Annotated in this window: 21 protein-coding genes and 1 pseudogene; 12 read left to right on the top strand and 10 right to left on the bottom strand. The window is 72.8% G+C overall.

Annotation, left to right across the window (positions count from 1 at the left end):
- The first annotated feature begins 39 nt into the window (after positions 1-39).
- The 5 genes from BUE30_RS07055 (at position 40) to mmsB (ending at position 4,543) form a co-directional block, all read left to right on the top strand.
- The gene (locus BUE30_RS07055; RefSeq protein WP_073327441.1) at positions 40-504 is read left to right on the top strand and encodes a MaoC family dehydratase; all 465 of its coding nucleotides are present in this window, start codon (positions 40-42) and stop codon (positions 502-504) included.
- Positions 501-1,388, top strand: a complete 888-nt coding sequence (locus tag BUE30_RS07060; RefSeq protein ID WP_073327444.1) for an HpcH/HpaI aldolase/citrate lyase family protein — start codon at positions 501-503, stop codon at positions 1,386-1,388. The genes BUE30_RS07055 and BUE30_RS07060 overlap by 4 nt, the downstream gene beginning before the upstream one ends.
- A gap of 88 nt (positions 1,389-1,476) precedes the next feature.
- Positions 1,477-2,619 (top strand): acyl-CoA dehydrogenase family protein, encoded by a 1,143-nt coding sequence (locus BUE30_RS07065; protein WP_073327447.1) that lies wholly within the window; start codon positions 1,477-1,479, stop codon positions 2,617-2,619.
- Positions 2,616-3,674 carry a 3-hydroxyisobutyryl-CoA hydrolase gene (locus BUE30_RS07070; RefSeq protein ID WP_073327450.1) on the top strand — a complete coding sequence of 353 codons (1,059 nt, stop codon included), beginning with the start codon at positions 2,616-2,618 and terminating at the stop codon, positions 3,672-3,674. The genes BUE30_RS07065 and BUE30_RS07070 overlap by 4 nt, the downstream gene beginning before the upstream one ends.
- Positions 3,671-4,543 carry a 3-hydroxyisobutyrate dehydrogenase gene (gene mmsB / locus BUE30_RS07075; protein ID WP_073327453.1) on the top strand — a complete coding sequence of 291 codons (873 nt, stop codon included), beginning with the start codon at positions 3,671-3,673 and terminating at the stop codon, positions 4,541-4,543. Before BUE30_RS07070 ends, mmsB begins: the two co-directional genes overlap by 4 nt.
- Here the strand turns inward: mmsB and hpnE are convergent.
- Genes hpnE through BUE30_RS07090 form a run of 3 tightly spaced genes read right to left on the bottom strand, consistent with a single transcriptional unit; the run spans position 4,540 to position 7,495 of the window.
- Positions 4,540-5,784, bottom strand: a complete 1,245-nt coding sequence (gene hpnE / locus BUE30_RS07080; RefSeq protein WP_083601206.1) for a hydroxysqualene dehydroxylase HpnE — start codon at positions 5,782-5,784, stop codon at positions 4,540-4,542. The genes mmsB and hpnE overlap by 4 nt on opposite strands.
- On the bottom strand, positions 5,781-6,635 hold the full coding sequence (locus BUE30_RS07085) for a squalene/phytoene synthase family protein (protein ID WP_244526291.1): 855 nt from the start codon (positions 6,633-6,635) through the stop codon (positions 5,781-5,783). Before BUE30_RS07085 ends, hpnE begins: the two co-directional genes overlap by 4 nt.
- Positions 6,632-7,495, bottom strand: coding sequence for a squalene/phytoene synthase family protein (locus tag BUE30_RS07090; RefSeq protein WP_073327456.1), 864 nt, complete (start codon positions 7,493-7,495; stop codon positions 6,632-6,634). The genes BUE30_RS07085 and BUE30_RS07090 overlap by 4 nt, the downstream gene beginning before the upstream one ends.
- A 190-nt stretch (positions 7,496-7,685) precedes the next feature.
- On the opposite strand from BUE30_RS07090, the gene crtI reads away from it, so the two are divergent.
- The 4 genes from crtI to BUE30_RS07110 are packed head-to-tail and all read left to right on the top strand — an operon-like array spanning position 7,686 to position 12,689.
- Entirely contained in the window at positions 7,686-9,257 is a 1,572-nt protein-coding gene (gene crtI / locus BUE30_RS07095) for a phytoene desaturase family protein (RefSeq protein WP_073327820.1), read from the top strand.
- Positions 9,254-10,789, top strand: coding sequence for a phytoene desaturase family protein (locus BUE30_RS07100; RefSeq protein ID WP_073327459.1), 1,536 nt, complete (start codon positions 9,254-9,256; stop codon positions 10,787-10,789). The genes crtI and BUE30_RS07100 overlap by 4 nt, the downstream gene beginning before the upstream one ends.
- Positions 10,786-11,559 carry a lysophospholipid acyltransferase family protein gene (locus BUE30_RS07105; RefSeq protein ID WP_073327462.1) on the top strand — a complete coding sequence of 258 codons (774 nt, stop codon included), beginning with the start codon at positions 10,786-10,788 and terminating at the stop codon, positions 11,557-11,559. Before BUE30_RS07100 ends, BUE30_RS07105 begins: the two co-directional genes overlap by 4 nt.
- Positions 11,556-12,689 carry a glycosyltransferase family 2 protein gene (locus BUE30_RS07110; protein ID WP_073327465.1) on the top strand — a complete coding sequence of 378 codons (1,134 nt, stop codon included), beginning with the start codon at positions 11,556-11,558 and terminating at the stop codon, positions 12,687-12,689. The genes BUE30_RS07105 and BUE30_RS07110 overlap by 4 nt, the downstream gene beginning before the upstream one ends.
- A 22-nt stretch (positions 12,690-12,711) precedes the next feature.
- On the opposite strand, the gene BUE30_RS18240 is transcribed toward BUE30_RS07110, so the two are convergent.
- The 5 genes and pseudogenes from BUE30_RS18240 to pyrC form a co-directional block, all read right to left on the bottom strand.
- On the bottom strand, positions 12,712-13,179 hold the full coding sequence (locus BUE30_RS18240) for a GNAT family N-acetyltransferase (protein WP_244526301.1): 468 nt from the start codon (positions 13,177-13,179) through the stop codon (positions 12,712-12,714).
- Positions 13,177-13,560 (bottom strand): annotated as a pseudogene (locus BUE30_RS18245) (VOC family protein); the annotation flags it as partial. The pseudogene BUE30_RS18245 and the gene BUE30_RS18240, both read right to left, overlap by 3 nt.
- Before the next feature lie 138 nt (positions 13,561-13,698).
- Positions 13,699-15,198, bottom strand: coding sequence for a replicative DNA helicase (locus tag BUE30_RS07125; RefSeq protein WP_073327468.1), 1,500 nt, complete (start codon positions 15,196-15,198; stop codon positions 13,699-13,701).
- Between the two features lie 305 nt (positions 15,199-15,503).
- Positions 15,504-16,178, bottom strand: coding sequence for an orotate phosphoribosyltransferase (locus BUE30_RS07130; RefSeq protein ID WP_073327471.1), 675 nt, complete (start codon positions 16,176-16,178; stop codon positions 15,504-15,506).
- A gap of 210 nt (positions 16,179-16,388) precedes the next feature.
- Positions 16,389-17,441 (bottom strand): dihydroorotase, encoded by a 1,053-nt coding sequence (gene pyrC / locus BUE30_RS07135; RefSeq protein ID WP_073327822.1) that lies wholly within the window; start codon positions 17,439-17,441, stop codon positions 16,389-16,391.
- Positions 17,442-17,600: 159 nt separating this feature from the next.
- Between pyrC and BUE30_RS07140 the strand changes: the two genes are divergently transcribed.
- The gene (locus BUE30_RS07140; RefSeq protein WP_073327474.1) at positions 17,601-18,218 is read left to right on the top strand and encodes a hypothetical protein; all 618 of its coding nucleotides are present in this window, start codon (positions 17,601-17,603) and stop codon (positions 18,216-18,218) included.
- Between the two features lie 27 nt (positions 18,219-18,245).
- Here the strand turns inward: BUE30_RS07140 and BUE30_RS07145 are convergent, their stop codons facing one another.
- Both BUE30_RS07145 and BUE30_RS07150 read right to left on the bottom strand, forming a co-directional pair.
- On the bottom strand, positions 18,246-19,226 hold the full coding sequence (locus tag BUE30_RS07145) for a hypothetical protein (RefSeq protein ID WP_073327477.1): 981 nt from the start codon (positions 19,224-19,226) through the stop codon (positions 18,246-18,248).
- A gap of 75 nt (positions 19,227-19,301) precedes the next feature.
- Positions 19,302-20,510, bottom strand: a complete 1,209-nt coding sequence (locus BUE30_RS07150) for an acyl-CoA dehydrogenase (RefSeq protein ID WP_073327480.1) — start codon at positions 20,508-20,510, stop codon at positions 19,302-19,304.
- 220 nt (positions 20,511-20,730) lie between these two features.
- Here BUE30_RS07150 and BUE30_RS07155 point away from each other — a divergent pair, with 220 nt between their 5' ends.
- Together BUE30_RS07155 and BUE30_RS07160 are read left to right on the top strand one after the other, a co-directional pair.
- Positions 20,731-21,624, top strand: coding sequence for an AAA family ATPase (locus tag BUE30_RS07155; RefSeq protein WP_073327483.1), 894 nt, complete (start codon positions 20,731-20,733; stop codon positions 21,622-21,624).
- Between the two features lie 204 nt (positions 21,625-21,828).
- Entirely contained in the window at positions 21,829-22,296 is a 468-nt protein-coding gene (locus tag BUE30_RS07160) for a peptidase S1 (protein ID WP_073327486.1), read from the top strand.
- Positions 22,297-22,310 lie beyond the last annotated feature (14 nt).

A 22,310-nucleotide genomic window follows, 5' to 3' on the forward strand; every position in this document is an offset into this window, starting at 1 on the left:
CAGCCGGGGGCCGTGGCCCGCGAAGGGGAGGGGACTGCAATGGCGGGGCGCTGGTTCGAGGGGTTCACGATCGGCGAGGTGATCGAGCACGAGATCCGCCGGACGGTGACCGAAGGCGACAACGTCACCTTCAGCACCGCGACGATGAATCCCGCCGCCCTGCATCTCGACTACGAGGCCTGCGCCGAAACCGAATTCGGCCGGCCGCTCGTCAACTCGATCTTCACGCTCGGCCTCGTCATCGGCCTGTCGGTGGCGGACACGACGCTCGGCACCACGATCGCCAATCTGGGGATGAGCGAGACGCGCTTTCCCGCGCCGGTCTTCTACGGCGACACGATCCGCGCCGCGACCGAGGTGATGGACAAGCGCGCCTCGCGCTCGCGCCCCGGCCAGGGCATCGTCACCTTCCGGCATCTGGGACGCAACCAGCGGGGCGAGGTGGTCTGCGACTGCACCCGCGCCGCGCTGATCCGGATGGATCCGGCGGGGGCCGGGGCATGAGCGCCCCGCCGCGCCTGACCTCGCTTCTCTTCGTCCCGGCGGATTCGCCGCGCAAGTTCGACAGGGCGCGTGGGGCGGGCGCCTCGGCGCTGATCCTCGACCTCGAGGATTCCGTCGCCCCGGCGCGCAAGGCGGAGGCGCGCGACGGGCTGGCCGCTCAGATCGCCGCGGCGGAAGGGGCGCGGGACTGGAGCCTCTGGGTGCGGGTCAATCCCTTCGGCACGGGCCTGACGGAGGCCGACCTTGCCGCCGTGATCCGCCCCGGCCTCGACGGAATCGTCCTGCCCAAGGCCGAGGGCGGCGCCGACATCGCGCGGCTCGCCGCGCTGATGGACGGGGCGGAGGCGGCGGCCGGCCTCGATCCGGGGCACCTGCGCATCCTCGCCATCGCGACCGAGACGCCGGCCGCGATGTTCGCCCTCGGCAGCTACGCCCCCGCCCATCCGCGCCTCGCCGCGCTGACCTGGGGGGCGGAGGATCTGTCGGCCGAGCTCGGCGCCACGACGAACCGCGACGCCGAGGGGGGCTGGACCGACCCCTACCGTCTCGCCCGGTCGCTCTGCCTCTATGCCGCGGCGCATGCCGGAGTGGCGGCGATCGAGACGCTGCACGCCGATTACCGCGACGCGGCGGGGCTGGCCGCCACCAGCCGCGCGGCGCGGCGCGACGGCTTCGCCGGGCGGCTCGCGATCCATCCGGCGCAGGTCGCGCCGATCGAGGACGCCTTTGCCCCGACCGGGGACGAGCTCGCCGAGGCGCGCGCCATCGTCGCCGCCTTCGAGGCCGATCCGGGGCTGGGGACGGTCGGGATCGAGGGGCGGATGGTCGACATCCCGCATCTGCGCCGCGCCCGCCGGATCCTCGCGTCGCGGCCGGAGGAATAGGCGCGGGCGGGTGTTGCGCAGCAGCGCGCGGGGGGCCACGCTGGGCCCCGGATCCCCGCACAAGGCGGGGCAGGAAGGGGGACGCCGCATGGATTTCGCGCTGGGCGAGGAAAGCCGGGCCATCCTCGACATGGCCCGCGCCATCGGCGAGACCGAGATCGCGCCCCATGCCCGCGACTGGGAGGCCGAGGGCACGATCCCGCGCGCGCTCTGGCCGAAGCTGGCGGAGCTGGGTTTCGGCGGGCTCTACGTCCGGGAGGAGGCGGGGGGATCGGGGCTGAGCCGCCTCGACGGAACGCTCGTCTTCGAGGCGCTGTCGCGCTCCTGCGCCTCGGTCGCGGCCTTCCTCTCCATCCACAACATGTGCGCCCGGATGATCGACCAGTCCGGATCGGACGAGCTGCGGGGGCGCGTCCTGCCGGGCGCGCTGCGGATGGAGACGATCCTCTCCTATTGCCTGACCGAGCCGGGATCGGGCTCGGACGCCGCGGCCCTGCGCACCCGCGCCGTCCGCGACGGGGCGGACTGGGTGCTGGACGGGACCAAGGCCTTCATCTCGGGCGCCGGCTATTCGGACTCCTATGTCGTGATGGCCCGCACGGGGGGCGAAGGCCCCTCCGGCATCTCGGCCCTCGTCGTCGAGGACGGCACGCCGGGCCTGTCCTTCGGTGCGCTCGAGGACAAGATGGGCTGGCGCTCGCAGCCGACGCGGCAGGTGCAGCTCGACGGCTGCCGGGTGCCGGCCGGCAACCTGCTGGGCGAGGAGGGGCAGGGCTTCCGCTACGCGATGGCGGGGCTCGACGGGGGGCGACTGAACATCGCGGCCTGCTCTCTCGGGGCGGCGCAGGCCGCGCTCGACGCGACGCTGGGCTACATGGCCGGGCGGACGGCCTTCGGCCGCAGCCTCGACAGCTTCCAGGCGCTCCAGTTCCGCTTGGCCGAGATGGAGATCGAGCTCTCGGCCGCGCGCGTCTTCCTGAGGCAGGCGGCCTGGACGCTCGACCAGGGGGGGCCGGGCGCGACGACGGCCTGCGCGATGGCCAAGGCCTTCGTCACCGAGGCCGGCTTGCGGGTCGCGGACGAGTGCCTCCAGATGCATGGCGGCTACGGCTATCTCGCCGATTACGGGATCGAGAAGATCGTCCGCGACCTGCGCGTCCACCGCATCCTCGAGGGCACGAACGAGATCATGCGCCTGATCGTGGCGCGGCAGATGCTGACCGGGGCATGAGCAGCGCGGCCGGGGACGAGGTGCTGATCCGCCGCGAGGGGCGTGCGGGCCGGATCACGCTGAACCGCCCTGGCGCGCTGAACGCGTTGACACATGACATGGTCCGGCGGATCGACACCGCCCTCGTCGACTGGGCCGGCGATCCCGCCGTCGAGCTGGTCCTGATCGACGCGGCGGGGGCGAAGGCGTTCTGCGCGGGGGGCGACATCGCCGAGCTCTACCGCGCGGGCCGCACCGGCGATTTCGGGACCGGACGGCGATTCTGGCGCGACGAGTACCGGATGAACGCCCGGCTGGCGGAATTCCCGAAACCCGTCATCGCTTTCCTGCACGGCTTCGTCATGGGTGGCGGCGTCGGGGTGGGCTGCCACGCCTCGCACCGGATCGTGGGCGAGAGCGCGCGGATCGCGATGCCCGAATGCGGCATCGGCCTCGTCCCCGACGTGGGCGGCTCGTGGCTGCTGGCGCGGGCGCCGGGGCGGCTGGGGGCCTGGCTGGCGCTGACGACGGCCCGGATGACCGATGCCGACGCGATCCTCTGCGGCTTCGCCGATCACGCCGTGCCCGAAGCGGCGTGGGACGCGCTCAAGGCAGAGCTTGTGCGGACCGGGCAGGCCGGGGTGGTGGCGCGCGCCGCGCTGCCGGCCCCGCAGGCGCCGCTGGCGGAGATGCGGGGCGGGATCGACCGGCTCTTCGCCCCCGGGACACTGGCCGATCTGGTGGACCGGCTGGAGGCCGAGGAGGGCGAGGTCGCCCGCACCGCCCTGTCGCGGCTGCGCCGCAACGATCCCCTCGCCATGGCGGTCACGCTGGAGCTGCTGCGCCGGCAGGCCGGGGCGCCGGACATCCGCGCCGCGCTGGAACTGGAATACCGCGCCACGTCGCGCGCGATGGAGCGGGGCAACTTCCTCGAGGGGATCCGCGCCGCGATCATCGACCGCGACGGCGCGCCGGACTGGCCCCTCGGCCTGCGCGAGGTTCCGCCGGAGGCGGTCGAGGCGATGCTCGCCCCGCCGGGGGACGCGGAACTGACCTTCGAGGGGAGAGAGACATGAGGATCGGGTTCGTCGGGCTGGGCAACATGGGGGCGCCGATGGCGGCGAACCTCGTCCGGGCCGGTCACGAGGTCGCGGGGTTCGACCTGGCCGGGCCGTGGGTCGAGGGCGTGACCCCGGCGGGCAGCGCCGCCGCCGCGGCCGAGGGGGCCGAGGTGGTGGTCACCATGCTTCCGGGCGGCGCGATCCTGCGCGAGGTCGCGTCCGCGGTGCTGCCGTCGATGGGGCGGGGGGCGATCCTGCTCGACTGTTCGACCGTCGAGGTGGCGGCGGCGCGGGAGGTCGCCGCGCAGGCGGCAGCGGCCGGGATCGGCTGTCTCGACGCGCCGGTCTCGGGCGGGACCGGCGGGGCGGCTGCGGGCACGCTCACCTTCATGGTCGGCGGCGACGAGGACGCCTTCGCCACCTGCCGCCCGCTCTTCGATGCGATGGGCGCCCGGGCGGTGCATTGCGGTGCGGCGGGGAACGGACAGGCGGCGAAGATCTGCAACAACATGATCCTCGGGGTGACGATGCTCGCCACCTGCGAGGCCTTCGCCCTCGCCGACCGGCTGGGCCTGTCGCGCGAGGCGATGTTCGACGTCGTCTCGACCTCCTCGGGGCAGAGCTGGTCGCTCACCACCTATTGCCCCGCGCCCGGGATCGGGCCGTCCAGCCCGGCGGATGACGGGTACCGCCCCGGCTTCGCGGCCGAGCTGATGCTCAAGGATCTGCGCCTCGCGCAGCAGGCGGCCGAGGGGGCGGGCGCCGACACGCCGATGGGGCAGCGGGCCGCGGCCCTCTACGAGACCTTCGTCGAGCGGGAGGGCGGACGCGGCCGGGACTTCTCGGCCGTGCTCCCCTGGCTCGCGGAGCGCGGCCGGGGCTAGATCGCCCGCGCCGCCGCCCGGCCGGAGCGCAGCGCGCCCTCGATCGTCGCGGGCAGGGGACCGGCGACGTGATCGCCGGCAAGGACGACGTTCGGCCAGCGGGTCCGCATCGGCAGTCGGGCCGCCATCGCGGCGGGCGTGGCGGCGAAGGTCGCCGCGTGCTCGGTCAGCAGGCGGGCGGCGACCGGCGCGAGGGGCGCGCCGAGCGCGGTCTCCACCTCGCCCCGCAGCTGTGCCAGCACCTCGCCCGGCGGGCGGGCCGCCGCCGCATCGGCGGCCGAGACCGTCACCGACAGCACGTCGCCGCGCCTGAAGACCCACTGCGCGAGCCCGCCCGTCAGGCCGAGGATCGGCGGGGAGAGGGACGCGGCCTCCGCCGGCAGGCGGAAATGGGCGTTGAGGATCGGCCTTCCCGCGCCCGGTCCGGGTCCGCCCAGGATCCGGGCCGCCGCCTCTGCGGGCAGGGCGAGGATCGCCGCGTCCCCGGGGGCGATCGGCACCTCGCCCCCCCGGAAGACCAGCGCCTCGGCCGGGCGACCGGGATCGCCGCGCAGGCCGGTCAGCCGCCGGCCCGTCCGCAGAGCCGCCCCGCGCCGCTGCAGCAGGTCCCGCGCCGGATCCACCAGCGTCGGGCCGAGACCGGAGGGCATGGTCACCGGCCGCGATGCCCTGCCCCCGCGCAGGGCCGAGCGCAGCAGCACGGCCCGCAGGGCGGCGGCGGCCCCCTCGCCCGGCGGGGCGTTGAGGACGGCGAGGCTCAGCGGCTCCCACAGCAGGCGCATGGCGGGGTGGTCGGGCGCGCGGCCCAGCGCCCGCGCCACGGTCGCCGCCCGACCCGCGGCCAGCAGCCGGGCCAGGTCGCGGGCAAGGCCCGCGCCCGTCCCCGGCGGCACCGCCCATGTCCCGGCGAAGAGGTCGGCCGGCCCGTCCGGCAGGCGCAGCGTCCAGCGCGCGCCGGTGGCGAGATCGACGAAGGGCAGGGCAGCCGTTTCCGCCAGCTCGAGCAGGTCGACCGTCCCGATCCGCCGCGCATGGTCGAACACGGCCCGGTTGCCGGAGAGGACGAGGTGATTGCCGTTGTCGACCAGCGTGCCGAGGCGGCGATCCTCGAAGCTTCGGACCCGCCCCCCGGCGCGCGAGGTCGCCTCGTGCAGCTGAACCGACAGGTCCGGGCGCTCGACGAGGTCCAGCGCGGCGGCGAGCCCGGCCAGTCCCATCCCGACGACGTGGACGCGCCTCACCGGCCGGACTTTCCACCCCGGAGGATGCAGGCGATCCCGTCCGCCGCCTTGGCCCAGCGCGGCCGGGCCCGCGGCGGGCGGGTCGGGTCGGCCTCGATCGCCGCGAGCAGGCGGTCATAGGGGCCCATCATCATCAGCGCGGGGGCGATCCGCAGCCGCGGCAGGCGGCGCGCGGCCTCGGCCGCCGCGCGGAACTCGGCCCGCGCCTCGGCCGCGAGGGTCCGGCGCAGGGCCGGCAGGCCGGGCGCGGCGGGCAGGGTCGCCGGATCGTCGGCGATGCCGTGCGCGCGGAGGAGGTCGGCGGGAAGGTAGATCCGCCCGATCGCCGCGTCCTCCTCGACGTCGCGCAGGATGTTCGTCAGCTGCAGCGCGCGGGCCAGGGCGAGCGCGAACCTCTCGGACCGGGGGCCGCGCCAGGCGCCGAAGATCCGGATCGAGAGCAGCCCGACCGCCCCGGCGACCCTGCGGATATAGGCGTCGAGCGTGTCGCGGTCCGGTGCGCGTACGCCCGACACGTCCATCCGCATCCCCTCGATCACCAGCAGGAACTCGTCCAGCGGCAGGTCGTGGCGCGTCATCGCCCGGGCGAGGTCGCGCCCGACCGGCGTCCGGGCGTCGCCGGTGGCGGCGAGCCGGATCTCGGCCTCCCAGGCGTCGAGGGCCCGGGCCTTGGCCGGGGCGGGGCCGGGCTCGTCCGCGATGTCGTCCACCGCCCGGCAGAAGGCGTAGAGCGCGAGGATCGCCTCGCGGCGCCCGCGCGGCAGGAGCCGCATTCCCGCGCGGAAGCTGCTGCCGGCCCCTTCCACGATGATGCGGGCGGGCAGGTGCATGGCGGGATCGTAGGCGTTCACGGGCGCCGCCGCGGCGCGGCGAGCGCCGTCAGCCCCGCGAGGGCGGCCCGGGCCCGGTCCCCGCGCCCCGGCGCGACGCGCCCGGCCAGCGGGTCCTGCCGCCGCAGCCGCCGTGCCAGCGCGCGGGCGAGCAGGTGAATCGCCCGCGCCTCGGCCGCGAGGCGGCGCGAGCGCAGCAGGGACGGCAGGACCGCGGCGCGCGCCAGCCGCGCCTCGGCGAGGTCCAGCGCCCGGTCCACCGCCCGCCGCAGCCCCGGGGACAGGCGGGGCGCCCCGAGATCCGCGCGCGCGGCGCCGGCCTCCGCGATCCAGTCCAGAGGCAAGTAGAGCCGGCCGAGGTCGCGGTGATCCTCGCCGAGATCCTGCAGATGATTCAGGATCTGCAACGCGGTTGAGAGCGCGTCCGCCGCCTGTCCCGCCGCTTCGGCGTCCTCGCCGTGGAGGTCGAGCAGGAACCGCCCGACCGGATCGGCCGAGAGCCGGCAGGAGGCGATCAGATCCGCCTCGTCCCGGCAGAGGGTTCCCGCCGCGTCCGCCGCGAAGGCCCGCATCATTGTCCGGGCGTGCCGCAGGGCGGCGGGCCGTCCGATCGCGGCCAGTTCCCGGGCGAGATCCGCCGCGAGCGGATGCGTCCCGGCCCCGGCGAGCGCCGCGTCGAGCGCGGCGATTTGACGCGCCTTCGCCGCAGCCGGCAGGTCCGGGGAATCCGCGATGTCGTCGGCCGCCCGCACCACGCGGTAGAAGGCCATGACGGCGGGCCGCAGCCGCGCCGCGACGAGGCGCGAGGCGACGGGAAAGTTCTCGGCCTCCGGCCCGCGCGGGCGCGGGGCGCCGGGGCGACCGGCGTCCTCCGGAGGCATCGCGAGATTTTTAATGGCCTCGGCCAAGGTCGGACTACCTACCGTTTCGAACACGCCGATCCATAACGCATCGGTGCTGGATCGGGACGATGGTAGGGACCGCGCGCGCCATGACAATCAGGAACCGGACACGCCGTTGCGACGGCGCCACGAAAGCGGCGGGGGGCAGGCGATGAAGGATGGCAGCTTCGTGAGCGACGCCGCGCCCCTCGTCCCGCAATCCCGGCGCGGTGCCGCCGGGCGCCGCGTGGTCGTGGTCGGCGCCGGCCCGGGCGGGCTCGCCTCGGCCATGCTGCTGGCCGCCGCGGGCGCCGACGTGACCCTGATCGAGAAGGAGGACCGGGTCGGCGGCCGGACCGGCGCGATCGCCGAGGACGGCTTCACCTTCGACATCGGCCCGACCTTCTTTCTCTATCCCGAGGTGCTGCGCGAGATCTTCGCCGCCTGCGGCCGCGAGTTGGACGATTACGTCGAGCTGCGCCGGCTCGACCCGATGTACCGCCTGCAGTTCGAGGATGGCCGCCGGATCGACGCGACCCACGATCCCGAGCGCCTCGCCGCCGAGGTGGCGAGGATCGACGCGGGCGACGCGGGGCGCATCCAGGCCTATCTCGACGAGAACCGGCGCAAGTTCGACAGCTTCCGCCCGATCCTGCAACGCCCCTTCCTGGGTCCACGGGACCTGACGCGCGGCGACATGCTGAAGGCGCTGCCGAAGCTGCGGCCCTGGGCGACCGTCGATACCGAGCTCGGCCGCTGGTTCCGGAACCCGGACGTGCGGGTCGCCTTCTCGTTCCAGTCGAAATACCTCGGCATGTCGCCGTTCAAATGCCCGTCGCTCTACACGATCATCGCGCATATCGAGTACGGCTTCGGCGTCTGGCACCCGGTGGGGGGCTGCAACGCCCTGACGGGCGCGATGGCGCGCGCCGCGCGCGAGATGGGGGTCGAGATCCGCCTCTCCGAACCCGTCACCCGCGTGATGCTGGACGGCCGCCGCGCGACCGGGGTCGAGACGGCCGAAGGCCGCTACGAGGCCGATGCCGTGGTGATGAACGCCGACTTCGCCCACGCGATGCGGCATCTCGTTCCCGATGGCGCGCGCCGCCGCTGGACCGACAGGAAGATCGCCGCCAAGAGCTATTCCTGTTCGACCTTCATGCTGTGGCTGGGCATCGAGGGGCGGCTCGATCACATGGCCCATCACACGATCGGTTTCTCGGGCGATTACCAGCGCAACGTGGCCGAGATCGATGCCGGGCAGGCGCCGGAAGATCCCACCATCTACGTCCAGAATGCCGGCATCACCGACGACACGCTGGCGCCCGAGGGGCATTCGACGCTCTACGTCCTCGCCCCCGTCGGCAACCTGACGGGCGGGGTGGACTGGGCCGACCTGGCGCCGTCCTACCGCGAGAAGGTGCTGGACCGGCTGTCCCGCCTCGCCGGCGAGGACATCCGTCCCCGCATCCGCTACGAGAAGATGTTCACCCCGAACGACTGGGAGACGAAGATGGCGGTGCACGAGGGCGCGACCTTCAACCTCGCCCACAACCTGGGACAGATGCTGCACCGCCGGCCGCGCAACCGGTTCGAGGATCTCGACGGCGTCTACCTGACGGGGGGCGGCACGCATCCCGGATCGGGCCTGCCGACCATCTTCGAGAGCGCGCGCATCTCGTCCCGGCTGCTGGCCGAGGATCTGGGCCTGCCCGGGGCGGGACATCTTGGAACCGAACTGGCGCAGGAGGCCGCGGAATGAGCGACACGGTCATCATCGGGGGCGGCCTCGGCGGGCTCGCCGCCGCGGTCACGCTGGCGGCGCGGGGCCACAAGGTCACGCTGCTGGAGAAGAACGACTGGCTCGGCGGCAAGGCCGCCGTGCTGGAGGAGGGCGGCTACCGCTTCGACATGGGGCCGACGATCCTGACCATGCCGCGCGTGCTCGAGCGCATCTTCGGCGAGGCGGGGCGGGACCTGCATGCCGAGCTCGACCTGCGCCGGCTCGACCCGCAATGGCGCTGCTTCTACGACGACGGCTCCGTCCTTGACCTCGCGGACGATCCGGCCAGGGCCGCAGAGGCGATCGGCCGCCTCTCGCCCCCCGACCGGGAGGGATTCGAGAAGTTCATGGAGGTGGCGAAGCGCCTCTCCGACGTGTCCGACCGGTTCTTCTTCTGGAAGAGCGTCGAGGATCTGAAGGATACGATGGACCTCAAGGGGTCGTTCAACCTGTCCACCCTGTCCGACGTGATGTCGCTGCGGATGCACCGCACCGTGGCCGGGCAGATCAAGCGCGACGTGCAGGATCACCGGGTCCGGCAGATGCTGGAGCATTTCATCCAGTATGTCGGCTCGTCCCCGCTCGCCTCGCCCGCCGTGCTCTGCGGCATCGCGCAGATGCAGCAGGGCGAGGGCGTCTGGTACCCGATGGGCGGCACCCGCGCCGTGCCGACGGCTCTCGAGCGGCTGGCCGGGCAGCTCGGCGTCGACATCCGCACCGGCACGGGCGTGTCGAAGATCGTGGTCGAGAACGGGCGGGCGACCGGCGTGGTGACCGATACCGGCGAGCGGATCGCGGCCGGAACGGTCGTCTCGAACATGGACAGCGTGCGCACCTACCGCGAGCTGGTGGGCGGCGCCGAGGGCGCGGCCTTCGAGAAGGGGCGCAAGCGCGAGGCGGCCTGTTCGGGCGTCGTGCTCTATCTCGGCCTGCGCGAGGCCTACGAGCACATCGCCCACCACAACTTCGTCTTCTCGCGCGACCCCGAGGAGGAATTCGCCGCGATCTACGACCGGGGCGAGCCGGCGCCGGACCCGACCGCCTACATCGCCGCCCCCGCGCGGACCGAGCCGGGCGTCGCGCCCGAGGGGGGCGAAGCGCTCTACATCCTCGTCCACACGCCGTATCTGCGGCCCGGCCAGGACTGGACGAAGATGCTGCCGGGCTACCGCCGGACGATCCTGGAAAAGCTCGCCCGCACGGCCGGGATGGGCGACATCGAGGAGAGGATCGCGGTGGAGCGCACGTTGACCCCGCAGGACATCCACGAGCGCTATAACGTGCTGAACGGCGCGATCTACGGTCTCGCCAGCCACGGCAAGGTGCTGGGCGCGTTCAAGCCGGGCAACCGGTCGCGCCAGGTGAAGGGGCTCTACCTCGCCGGCGGCTCGGCCCATCCGGGGCCGGGCATGCCGATGGCGCTGATGTCGGGCTGGATCGCCGCCGACGCGCTCGACGGCGATGCCGGCGGCGTGGCGATGCCCCGGGCGGAGGAGATCGCCGCCGAATGAGCGGCGGCGCCGGTCCCGATGACGATCCGGCCGCCCTGCGGTCGGAAGCCGCGTGCCGCTTCTTCGCGGCGGTGATGCGGCGCGAGCTGCGGCGCGGCTTCCGCGCCGTCCGCCTGGCCCGGCCGGGGCTGCCGGACCTGCCCCCGGACCGCCCGGTCATGGTGCTTTCGACCCATCCCTCCTGGTGGGATCCCGCGCTCTTCATCGCGCTGCACGACCGGTTCTTTCCCGGGCGCATCGGCTTCGGCCCGATGGATGCCCGTATGGTCCGGAAGTTCCGCTTCATGGCCCGGATCGGGGTCTTCGGCGTGCCGCAGGACGCGGGTGCCCGGGGCGCGGCGGTATTCCTCCGGCGTGCGCGGCCCATTCTCTCGGCCCCCGACCGGGTCCTCTGGATCACGCCGCAGGGCCGGTTCGTCGATCCGCGCGAACGCCCGCTCGGCCTCCGGCCGGGGGCGGCGCATCTGCTGGTCAGGATGCCGCAGGTCCTCGCCCTGCCGCTGGCCCTCGACTACCCGTTCTGGGACGAGAAGCGGCCGGAGGCGCTGATGGCCTTCGGCGCCCCCGTCGAGGCGCGACCGGGGGAGGGCGCGGCGGCGCTGAACGACAGGCTGGAGGCGGCGCTGGCGGACACGGCGGACAGGCTCGCCGCGCGAGCCGTCGCTCGCGATCCCGCCCCCTTCGAGACGCTGCTCGGCGGAGCGGAGGGGACGGGCGGCATCTACGGGGTCTGGCAGCGGCTGCGCGGGCGGGGCAGGGTGCCGGCATGATCCTCGACCTCTCGATCCTGGGCCTCGCCCTCGCCGCGCTCTTCGCCCTCATGGTTATGGCCAACCTCATCGCCCTGCAGCCGCCCCCCCGGCCCGGCGGCCGGCTGCCCGGCGTCTCGATCCTGATCCCGGCCCGGGACGAGGCGGGCAATATCGGCGCGGCCCTCGACGCGGCCCTTGGCCAGCAGGGGGTGGAGGCAGAGGTCATCGTGCTCGACGACGGCTCGACCGACGGCACCGACCGCGTCGTGGCCGAGCGGGCGGCCGACGATCCGCGGCTGCGCCTGATCCGGGGGGCGGACCTTCCGGCGGGCTGGATCGGCAAGACCCATGCCTGCGCCCAGCTCGGCCGGGCGGCGACGCGGCCGGTGCTGCTCTTCGTCGATGCCGACGTACGGCTGACCCCCGATGCCGCCGCGCGCCTCCTCGCGGCGATGGAAGCTGGCTGGCTCGACCTCGTCTCGGGGTTTCCGCGCCAGATCACCGGAACGTTCTGGGAAAAGGTGGCGATCCCGCAGATCTTCACCACGCTGCTCGGCTACCTGCCGATCCCGATGTCGCGGCTGCGGCCCGAACCCGCCTTCGGCGCCGGCTGCGGTCAGCTGCTTGCCGTGCGACGTGCTGCCTATGACGCGGCGGGGGGGCATGCCGCCTTTGCCGGGCAGATGCATGACGGGATCCTGCTGCCCCGGAACGTCCGCGCGAGCGGCGGGCGGACGGACCTGATCGACGCGACCGCGATCGCCGCGACGCGGATGTACGACAGCCTGCCGAAGATCTGGAGCGGCTTTCTCAAGAACGCGGCCGAGGGGATGGCCACCCCCCGCGCCCTGCCGATCTGGACGCTGCTGCTGTTCGGCGGACACGTCCTGCCCTGGCTGACGCTGGCCGCGGCGCTGGGGGCCGGGTCCGCCGGGGCGGCGCAGCTGTCGGCATTGGCCATCGCGTTGGTCACGGCGGCCCGCGCCGCGATGGCCCTCCGGCTGCGCGGCACCGCGCTCGGCGTCGCGCTGCACCCCGTCGGCATCCTGCTCCTGCTCGCGATCCAGTACACCGCCCTCTGGCGCAGCCTGCGGGGCCGCCCGGCGACATGGCGGGGGCGCAGCTACCTCGCCGGGGGCGGCGACTGAAGGGGCGGGGCTCGGTCGGGGCTCAGTCCAGGCGTTTGCGAAAGCTCGGATCCCCGGCCCGCTCCTCGTAGCCGAGCGCGCGGTAGAGCGCGTGGGCGAGGACGTTGGACCGCGCCGCCCCGATCCGCACGTAGCAGCCCCCCTCCTGCCGCGCCCGCGCCTCGACCGCGGCGACCAGCGCCCGGCCCAGCCCGTGGCCCCGTGCCCCGGGCGCGACGAAGAGGTGATGCAGGTCGAGCCCGCGTCGCCCGGACTGCGCCTGTCCCGCCGGCAGGGCGAGCGCATAGCCCGCGACCGCGCCGCCGTGGCAGGCCACCCAGGCCCGGTAGAGCGGGGCGGGGTCGAAGATGTCGCGCTCCAGCGCCGCCGCATCCGCCACAGCCGGATCGCCATGATGCGCGGCGAGGCCCCCGACGAGGGCGGCGAGGGCGGGCAGGTCCTCCGGTCGCGCGCGCCGCACGGGGCCGTCCTCGTCCCCGATCACCCGCACGCCGCCCTCGGGACGCGCCCGGTAATGCGCGAGCCGGTGCTCGATCCCGCCGCGATGCAGCTCGAGCCGGTGCCCGTCCGGGTCGAGCACGTAGACCGACGCGCCCTCGGAGCGGTTCTCCTGCCAGGACGGCGCGCCCTTGCGCAGCCGCTCGGCAAGGGCCTCGAACGCCCCCTCGGCGGCCGAGAGGGCGACATGTGTATAATCCTGCCGCTGCGTCACCGGCCCGACCGAGAGGCAGAGCCAGAGCGTGCCCAGCTCGAGATAGGCACCCCGGTCCCAGATGGCCCGGACCCGGCCACCGAGCAGGCCCTCGTAGAAGGCGAGCGCGCGGTCCAGATCGGACACGGCAAGGGTCAGGTGATTGATCCCGCTGATCATTTCCGTCTCCGCGCGGCGCCTTGCCCAGGCCCCGCGATGGCCCGCGATCCCGGTCCGGTCCCGTGCGAGCCGCCGCTCCGGCCCGCCGGATCCCGACGGGGAGGGCGCTGGGGATAAGTCCGGGGACAGTCGCCCCGGCTAGAACGAGTCCTCGCCGCCCTGCTGCCAGGGCTTCACGAGGTTGCCGAACCGGGTGAATCGCCCTTCGAAGCTCAGGTCGACCGTGCCGATCGGCCCATGCCGCTGCTTGCCGATGATGACCTCGGCCTTGGCGTGGAGGCGTTCCATCTCCTCCTGCCAGGCGGCCATCTTCTCCATCTCGTGCTCGCCCGGCTTCTCGCGCTCCTTATAGTATTCTTCGCGGAACACGAACATCACCACGTCGGCGTCCTGCTCGATCGAGCCCGATTCCCGCAGGTCCGACAGCTGCGGCCGCTTGTCCTCGCGGTTCTCCACCTGGCGCGAGAGCTGCGAGAGCGCGACGACCGGGATCTCGAGCTCCTTTGCGATGGCCTTCAGGCCCATCGAGATCTCGGCGATCTCGTTCACCCGGTTGTCGGTCTTGCCGGTCCCCCGCACGAGCTGGAGGTAATCGACGAACAGCGCGTCGAGCCCGTGCGTCCGCTTCAGCCGCCGCGCGCGGGCGGCGAGCTGGCTGATCGGCAGGGCCGGCGTGTCGTCGATGTAGAGCGGGCAGGCCTCCAGCGCCTTGGCCGCCTCGACGAAGCGGCGGAACTCGGCCTCGGTCATGTCGCCGCGGCGGATCTGTTCGCTCGGCACCTCCGAGGCCTCGGACAGGATCCGCGCCGCCAGCTGCTCGGCGCTCATCTCGAGGGAGTAGAAGCCCACGACCCCGCCATTCACCGCACCTTCCGAGCCGTCGGGCAGGGTGCCGCGCTTGTAGGCCTTGGCGATGTTGAAGGCGATGTTGGTGGCGAGCGACGTCTTCCCCATCGACGGGCGCCCGGCCAGGATCAGCAGGTCCGACTTGTGCAGGCCTCCCAGCTTCTTGTCGAGATCGACGAGTCCCGTGGACACGCCCGCCAGCCCCCCGTCCCGCTGATAGGCCGCGTTCGCCACCTGCACGGCCGAGATCGTCGCCTGCAGGAAGGACTGGAAGCCGCTTTCGGTCTGGCCCTGCTCGGCCAGCTTGTAGAGCGCCTGCTCGGCCTCGACGATCTGCTCCTTCGGCTCGGAGGCGACGTCGACCTTGCGCGCCTTGGCCGCGATGTCCTCGCCAAGGCGCATCAGCTCGCGCCGGATGGCAAGGTCGTAGATGATCTGCGCGTAGTCCCGCGCGGCGAAGGCGCTGATCGCGGCCCCCGCGAGCCGGACCAGATAGGCCGGGCCGCCCAGCTCCTTCAGCCCCTCGTCCTCCTCGAGGAAGGCCTTGAGCGTGACCGGCGAGGCGAGCGCGTTCTTGGCGATGCGCGCGCCGGCAGTCTCGAAGATCCGGGCATGGACGGGCTCGTAGAAATGCTGCGGCTTCAGCAGCATCGAAACGCGGTCGAACACCTCGTTGTTGGTCAGGATCGCGCCGAGCAGCTGCTGCTCGGCCTCGATCGAATGGGGCAGTCGGTCCGACCCGCCGGTCTCGGCCGGCGTGCCGTTCGGATTGAAGACGCTGAGATCGTTCATCGTGACTGCTCCCCGTTGATCTGGCCTGCCCGCGGATCCTGCGCGCCCGCGGCTTCGCGGCCGATGGCCGGCGCGGGCGATCTCGCCCGCATCCACCCCGCGCCCCGACCCCGTCCTAGCCGCTCGCCGCCCGCCGCGCAAAGCCGCCGGCGGGGAAGGATCGGGGGATAAGTCGGGGGCAATCCCGGCCGCGCCGCCGATCCTCCCGCAGGGACAGGGACTTCGCCGCCGATCGGCGACAAGTCGCCTGCCGTGGCGTCAGCGGCGCGCGGGGGGCGCCCCGCGCTTCTGCAGGCGAGGGCGGGTCACGCGCCTTTCGGCCGCCACTCCGACGGCGCGCGCAGGAAGCGGTCGACCTCGTCCAGAGTCGCCGCGTCGAAGGCGCCGGTCTCGCGCGCCGCGGCCAGCACGTCCCACCAGGTGCAGAGGGAATGGAGCGTGACGCCCTCGGCGCCCAGGCTGTCCTCCACGCCCTCGTGGATCCCGTAATAGAAGATCACCGCCGTATGGGCGCAGCTGGCCCCGGTCTCGCGGATCGCCTGCACGAAGGACAGTTTCGAGCCGCCATCGGTCGTCAGGTCCTCGACCAGCAGCACCCGCTGCCCCTCGGACATCGCGCCCTCGATCCGGGCATTGCGCCCGTAGCCCTTGGGCTTCTTGCGCACGTAGCTCATCGGGAGCGCCATGCGCTCGGCCACGAAGGCGGCGAAGGGGATCCCGGCCGTCTCCCCGCCCGCGACGTTGTCGAAGGCCTCGACCCCCGCGCCGCGCATCACCGTCACGCAGAGGAAATCCATCAGCACCGAGCGGATCCGGGGATACGAGATCAGCCGCCGGCAATCGACATAGGTCGGCGCCTTCTTCCCGCTGGCATGGGTGAAGGGCTGCTCGGCGTTGAAGGACACCGCCCCCACCTCCAGCAGCATCCGGGCGGTGAGGCGCGCGATCTCGTCGGCGGGCGGAAAGGCGGAGGGGATCATGGCGGGCTCCTGTCGGGACATCGCGCGAGCCATGCCGCAATCCCTGCCGGAGGGGAAGGCCGCGCGCCCGGCCCCGGCCCTTCCGGCCCCCATCCCGGACCCGCCCCCCGCCGGGGAAGGGGCGCCGCGCCGCCCCCTTCGCAGGGGATCAAATACCGCGGGGTCCGGGGCAGCGCCCCGGGGGGCGGGGCCGGGCGACCCGCCGGGCGGTCAGACCACCCGCCAGTGCAGCCTGAATCCTGGATCGAAGACGGTGATCGGCCCGTCCCCGCTCTCGATCCGCGCGGGATGATCGACGGGCCCGCCCTTCTCGAGCGTGATGCGTTCCTCGTTCGGGGGAAGGCGGTAGTATTGCGGCCCGTTCAGGGACGCGAAAGCCTCGAGCTGGCGCAGCGCGCCCGCCGCGTCGAAGACCTCGGCCAGGATCGACATCGTGTTGGTGGCGGTGAAGATCCCGGCGCAACCGCAGGGCTCGAGCTTGCGGGCGTCGACATGGGGCGCGCTGTCGGTGCCGAGGAAGAAGCGCCTGTCCCCCGAGACCGCGGCCTGGACCAGCGCGACGCGGTGCTTCTCGCGCTTGGCCACCGGCAGGCAGTAATTGTGCGGCCGGATGCCGCCCGCGAGGATCGCGTTCCGGTTGATGACGAGGTGATGGGTGGTGATCGTCGCGGCGAGGTTGCGCGGCGTGTCGCGGACATAGTCGACCGCGTCCGAGGTGGTGACGTGCTCCATCACGATCCTGAGGTCCGGCACCTTCTTTCGCAGCGGCTTCAGCACCTTGTCGATGAAGACCGCCTCGCGGTCGAAGATGTCGACGGACGGGTCCGTCACCTCGCCGTGGACGCAGAGCGGCATGCCGATCTCGGCCATCCGCTCCAGCACCGGGCGCACCCTGTCGAAATCCCGCACCCCGGAGGCGGAATTGGTGGTCGCGCCGGCGGGGTAGAGCTTGACCGCCGTCGCGATCCCCTCCGCATGGGCGCGGGCGACGTCGTCCGGATCGGTCTCCTCGGTGAGGTAGAGCGTCATCAGCGGCGTGAACCGCGCCCCTTCCGGAAGGGCCGCGAGGATCCGGTCGCGATAGGCGGCGGCCTCGGCCCCCGTCACCACGGGGGGCACGAGGTTCGGCATGACGATGGCCCGGGCGAAGTGACGGGCGGTCTCGGGCAGGACGGCCCGCAGCACCGCGCCGTCGCGCAGGTGCAGGTGCCAGTCGTCGGGGCGGCGGAGCGTCAGGCGCGTCGTGTCGGGGCGTTGGGGCATGGCGCGACATTGCCGCATCGCCGCGCCGAGGGCCAGCGGCAAGCGCCGCCGCGTGGCAGTCGGGCGAGGCCGGGGGCGCCGGGGGGAAACCTGTCCTTGCGGAAACCCGGCCTCGCCGGGCAGGATCGCGGCAGGTCGACAGGAGGAGGGAATCCGTTCATGACATTCGCCAGAGCCGCCGCGCTGACCGGCCTCGTCGCGCTGGCCCCGGGATGGGCCGCCGCCCAGTGCTACACCGCAGCGGATCTCGCGCGCGGGATCGAGGTGGAATTCGAGGGCGGGGACGTGACCTCGCATCGCCGTCTCGGCGACGGCTCGATCGAGGTGATCGAGCGCTTCGCCGACGGCAGCGACCCGATCGAGTTCCGCGCCAACCGGGGAGTCTACTTCACCTCCGAATGGTCGATCGATCCGTCCGGTGCGCCGATCCCGGACTCGCGTCTGGACATCGAGTTTCCGGTCGACCCCGCGCGCCTTCCCGAACCCGTGCCGGGGGCGAGCTGGACCGGCCGGACGGTGAACGCCTTCGAGGACGGCACCCGAAGGGAAGAGACGACGAGCGTCGAATTCGCAGAGGCGCCGCCGACCACGCTGTCGGGCTGCGACTACGAGACGGTCGAGGCGCGGATCCGCTACGATTGGGGCGACGAGGGCGGGCTGAGCCTCGTCTACGACTACCTGCCGGCCCTCGGCACGGCGATCCTGCGATCGAACCAGTTCGACGGCGACACGCTCAACGAGACCGCGCCGGTCGCCATCGCGCCGATGACGAAATAGGGCGGTCGCGGGCGGTCCGGTGGGGCCTCAGGCCGGTTCGGGCCGGGCCGCCGACGCGCCGGCACGGGGCGGGGCGAGATCGACGCCCAGGGCCCGCGCCCGCGCGGCATAGAGCGGCGCGTCCCGCGTCGTCAGGCCGAAGCGGCAGGTTCGCGCCACGAGGGCGGGGCGCCCGGCCGCCTCGGCGCGTTTCAGCACCAGCCGCGGGAAGGTCAGCGTTTCGCGCCGAGCCCTCCAGAGCCGGCCCCAATCCGCAGGGGTCAGGCTTCCCCGCGCTGCGGCGCGGAGCAGCGGCATCAGCGTGCCGGTCTGTTCCAGCATCGGCAGCAGCCGCGTGCCCGCCATCGGGGCGCGCAGGCCGATCGTCTGGGGCCGGCGGAAGAGCGCGGCATGCATCGCGTCCAGCGGGTGGAGCGGATCGCTCACCGTCCAGACCCGGCGGGCGGCGTCGGTCATGTCGGGGCCGAAACCGTAGCGCGAGGCGAAGTCGAGCCGCCGCGCCCCCATCGCCCGTCGGTCCCAGGACGCGACCGCGGGGTCGAGGCTGGCCACCGGGCGCAGCAGCAGCACGTTGCAGCCCGGCGCGCAGACGGAATAGGCGGCCGCCCCGTAGGCGCCCATATGGTGCCCGAAGAACAGGACCCGGTCGAAATCCTCGAAGAAACCGTCATCGACCTGTCGGTCGAAGAAGGCGGTCACGGCCGGGCTGCGGAACCAGGTCTCGCCCTCGGCCAGCAGCGTGAGGACCGACCAGCCCTCCGACGCCGCGAGGTCGAGCCCGACCGGGCGGCCGCGGGGGCGGGCCATTGCCTCCTCCACCGTCTCGAAGGTAACGAGAAGCGTGCGCCCCGCATCGACGAACAGCGCCGAATGGTCCGCGCCGACGGGCAGGAAATAACCGTGTTCCTCGCCGAGCGCGTCGATCCGGTCGCGCCAGGCTTCGGGCGTCAGCCCGCCGAGATCGGCGTCGAGCCGTGCCGCAGTCCCGCCGAGGCCGTCGTCGAGCATTCCCGCCCTCCTCTCGCGCGGCCCCGGGAGACCCCGGGCCGGAGGGTCCGGGGCCGGCCGCGCGGGAGCGCCGGTTCAGAAGAACGCCTGGAGGCCCGTTTGCGCCCGGCCGAGGATCAGCGCGTGCACGTCGTGGGTGCCCTCGTAGGTGTTCACCGTCTCGAGATTAATCATGTGCCGGATCACTTGGAAATCCTCGGCAATCCCATTTCCGCCAAACATGTCCCTCGATTCGCGTGCAATCTGCAGCGCTTTGCCGCAATTGTTTCGTTTTACGAGACTGATCGCCTCCGGCGCCGCCGTCCCCGCGTCGAGCATCCGTCCGACGGCCAGCGATCCTTGCAACCCAAGGGCGATCTCGGTCTGCATGTCTGCAAGTTTACGTTGAAATAGCTGGGTTTGCGCGAGCGGGCGCCCGAACTGCCTGCGGTCGAGCCCGTATTGTCGGGCAGCGTGCCAGCAGGCCTCCGCCGCGCCCATCACCCCCCAGGAAATGCCGTAGCGGGCCCGGTTGAGGCAGCCGAAGGGGCCCTTCATCCCGGAAACATGTGGCAGGATTGCGTCCTCGCCCACTTCGACGTCCTGCATCACGATCTGACCCGTGACCGAGGCGCGAAGGCTGAGCTTGCCCTCGATCTTCGGCGCGCTCAGGCCCTTCGTTCCCTTCTCGAGGACGAAGCCGCGGACCTTGCCGCCATCCTCGTCGGACTTCGCCCAGACGACGAAGACATCGGCGATCGGCGCGTTAGAGATCCAGGTCTTCGTCCCGTTCAGGACGTAGCCGGTCGCGGTCCGGCGGGCGGTGGTCTTCATGCCGCCGGGATCGGACCCGGCATCGGGTTCGGTCAGGCCGAAGCAGCCGACCCATTCCCCGGTCGAGAGCTTCGGCAGGTATTTCGCGCGCTGCGTCTCGGACCCGTAGGCATGGATCGGATACATCACGAGGGAGGACTGCACGCTCATCTTCGAGCGGTAGCCGCTGTCCACCCGCTCCACCTCGCGGGCGATCAGGCCGTAGGTGACGTAGCCCTGGCCGAGCCCGCCGTATTCCTCGGGGATCGTCGCACCGAGAAGGCCGGCCTCGCCCATCAGGGGGAAGAGGTCGCGGTCGACCTTCTCCTCGCGGTAGGCGGCGGTGACGCGCGGCTGCATCACCGATTGCGCGAAGTCGCGGGCGGCGTCGCGCAGCATCCGCTCGTCCTCGGTCAGCTGGTCCTCCAGCCGGAAGGGATCGGCCCAGTCGAAGGCGGCGAGGTCCGGCCCGTGGCCGTCGAGGTCTTTCATGGCGGGATTCCCTGTTCCGGTTGCGCCCCGCAAGATAGGCCCCCCGGAATGGCGGCGGAAGGGCGCCGCGCCGGCAGCCCCCCGGCCCCCGCGGGCGGGGAAGGAACGGCCGCCGGGGCCGAGCGGCCGGATCGGGGCGCCGGTCCCAAGGCGCGACCTTCGTCCCCTTGACCGCCGCGCGTGGCGCCTGTCCCTTCCATCGGCAAGGGAGGACCGGCGAATGGACATCCAAAGCATCGACGAGGTGCAGCGCCTGCTCGCGGCAGAGGATTACGTCTGCGACCGCGCGCTCGGCACGGTCGCCTTCCTGTCGCTGCGGCTGGGCAGGCCGCTCTTCCTCGAGGGCGAGGCGGGCACCGGCAAGACCGAGATCGCCAAGGCGCTCGCCGCCGCGCTGGGCCGGCGGCTGATCCGGCTGCAATGCTACGAGGGGCTGGGCGCCGCCGAGGCGGTGGCCGAGTGGAACTTCGCCGCCCAGATGGTCGAGATCCGCGCGGCCGAGGGCCGGGGCGGCGCCGCGCGGTCGGACCTCTTCTCGGAGGAGTTCCTCATCGAACGCCCCCTGCTGGCGGCCATGCGCCCGCAGCCGGGCGGCGCGCCGGTCCTGCTGATCGACGAGGTGGACCGGACCGACGAGCCGTTCGAGGCCTTCCTCCTCGAGGCGCTGTCCGATTTCCAGGTGACGATCCCCGAGCTCGGCACGATCCGGGCGCCCGAGCCGCCGATCGTCGTGCTGACCTCGAACCGCACGCGCGAGGTGCACGACGCGCTGAAGCGCCGCTGCATTTATCACTGGGTCGATTACCCCGCCTTCGACCGCGAGATGGCGATCCTGCGCGCCCGCGTGCCGGAAGCGGCCGAAACGCTCAGCCGCGAGGTCGTGGCCTTCGTGCAGCAGCTCCGGACGGAGGACCTGTTCAAGCGCCCCGGAGTCGCCGAGACGATCGACTGGGCGAAGTGCCTGCTGGCGCTCGACGTCGTCGCGCTGTCGCCCGAGGTGATCTCGGACACGCTCGGCGCGATCCTGAAATACCAGGACGACATCCAGCGGATCGAGGGGGAGGCGGCGGCCCGGGTGCTGGAAGAGGCGCGGGTCCGCGCGGGCAACGGCTGACCGGCTTCCGCCCGCCCGCCCGCGGGAAGGGCGGCAGCAGACCGGACGGGGCGCAACATTCGCGGTCCGGGATCGGATTTCCCCTCTCCTAATCGTGACCTGATACGTGCTAGCGTCTTTCCCATGCGGAACCCCGGTCCCTTGCCGGCTCCGCCACAGCGATCGCGGCCGGGGAAGGGCCGCGCAGAACGGGAGAGACTTCGTATGTTCCTCAAGACCTTGATCGCCGCCGCCGGGGTCGCGGCAGCCCTCGCCGCGCCGGCGGCCGCCTGCCCCGACTGGCGGGGCGCGCCCTATTTCGGGCAGATCCAGCTCAGCGCCGGCTTCCAGCCCGATCCCTATGTCCGCAACATCACCGCCGGCGGGACCAACACGCTGACCGGATGTCTCGGCCAGAACTGGGCCGGCTTCGTCACCACCCGCCCGGATTTCGACCTGTACTGGAACGGCACTTCCTCGCAGCTGACGATCGCGGTGGAATCCTACGCCGATGCCGTCCTGCTGGTGAACGCGCCGGACGGGACGTGGTTCTACAACGACGATTACCGGGGCACGAACCCGGCGATCACGATCCGCAATCCCCAGCAGGGGCTCTACGACATCTGGATCGGCAGCTACGACGGCTCGCGCCGCAATCCGGGCCGGCTTATCTTCACCGAATACAATTACTGACCTATCCTGGGGCG

This window comes from Wenxinia saemankumensis, assembly GCF_900141735.1.
Classification (GTDB): domain Bacteria; phylum Pseudomonadota; class Alphaproteobacteria; order Rhodobacterales; family Rhodobacteraceae; genus Wenxinia; species Wenxinia saemankumensis.

Excerpts from the sequence above, each read along its gene's own strand:
- BUE30_RS07055 (WP_073327441.1), top strand. The coding sequence starts at position 40 with ATGGCGGGGCGCTGGTTCGAGGGGTTCACGATCGGCGAGGTGATCGAG.
- BUE30_RS07060 (WP_073327444.1), top strand. The coding sequence starts at position 501 with ATGAGCGCCCCGCCGCGCCTGACCTCGCTTCTCTTCGTCCCGGCGGAT.
- BUE30_RS07065 (WP_073327447.1), top strand. The coding sequence starts at position 1,477 with ATGGATTTCGCGCTGGGCGAGGAAAGCCGGGCCATCCTCGACATGGCC.
- BUE30_RS07070 (WP_073327450.1), top strand. The coding sequence starts at position 2,616 with ATGAGCAGCGCGGCCGGGGACGAGGTGCTGATCCGCCGCGAGGGGCGT.
- mmsB (WP_073327453.1), top strand. The coding sequence starts at position 3,671 with ATGAGGATCGGGTTCGTCGGGCTGGGCAACATGGGGGCGCCGATGGCG.
- BUE30_RS07090 (WP_073327456.1), bottom strand. The coding sequence starts at position 7,495 with ATGCCTCCGGAGGACGCCGGTCGCCCCGGCGCCCCGCGCCCGCGCGGG.
- BUE30_RS07100 (WP_073327459.1), top strand. The coding sequence starts at position 9,254 with ATGAGCGACACGGTCATCATCGGGGGCGGCCTCGGCGGGCTCGCCGCC.
- BUE30_RS07105 (WP_073327462.1), top strand. The coding sequence starts at position 10,786 with ATGAGCGGCGGCGCCGGTCCCGATGACGATCCGGCCGCCCTGCGGTCG.
- BUE30_RS07110 (WP_073327465.1), top strand. The coding sequence starts at position 11,556 with ATGATCCTCGACCTCTCGATCCTGGGCCTCGCCCTCGCCGCGCTCTTC.
- BUE30_RS07125 (WP_073327468.1), bottom strand. The coding sequence starts at position 15,198 with ATGAACGATCTCAGCGTCTTCAATCCGAACGGCACGCCGGCCGAGACC.
- BUE30_RS07130 (WP_073327471.1), bottom strand. The coding sequence starts at position 16,178 with ATGATCCCCTCCGCCTTTCCGCCCGCCGACGAGATCGCGCGCCTCACC.
- pyrC (WP_073327822.1), bottom strand. The coding sequence starts at position 17,441 with ATGCCCCAACGCCCCGACACGACGCGCCTGACGCTCCGCCGCCCCGAC.
- BUE30_RS07140 (WP_073327474.1), top strand. The coding sequence starts at position 17,601 with ATGACATTCGCCAGAGCCGCCGCGCTGACCGGCCTCGTCGCGCTGGCC.
- BUE30_RS07145 (WP_073327477.1), bottom strand. The coding sequence starts at position 19,226 with ATGCTCGACGACGGCCTCGGCGGGACTGCGGCACGGCTCGACGCCGAT.
- BUE30_RS07150 (WP_073327480.1), bottom strand. The coding sequence starts at position 20,510 with ATGAAAGACCTCGACGGCCACGGGCCGGACCTCGCCGCCTTCGACTGG.
- BUE30_RS07155 (WP_073327483.1), top strand. The coding sequence starts at position 20,731 with ATGGACATCCAAAGCATCGACGAGGTGCAGCGCCTGCTCGCGGCAGAG.
- BUE30_RS07160 (WP_073327486.1), top strand. The coding sequence starts at position 21,829 with ATGTTCCTCAAGACCTTGATCGCCGCCGCCGGGGTCGCGGCAGCCCTC.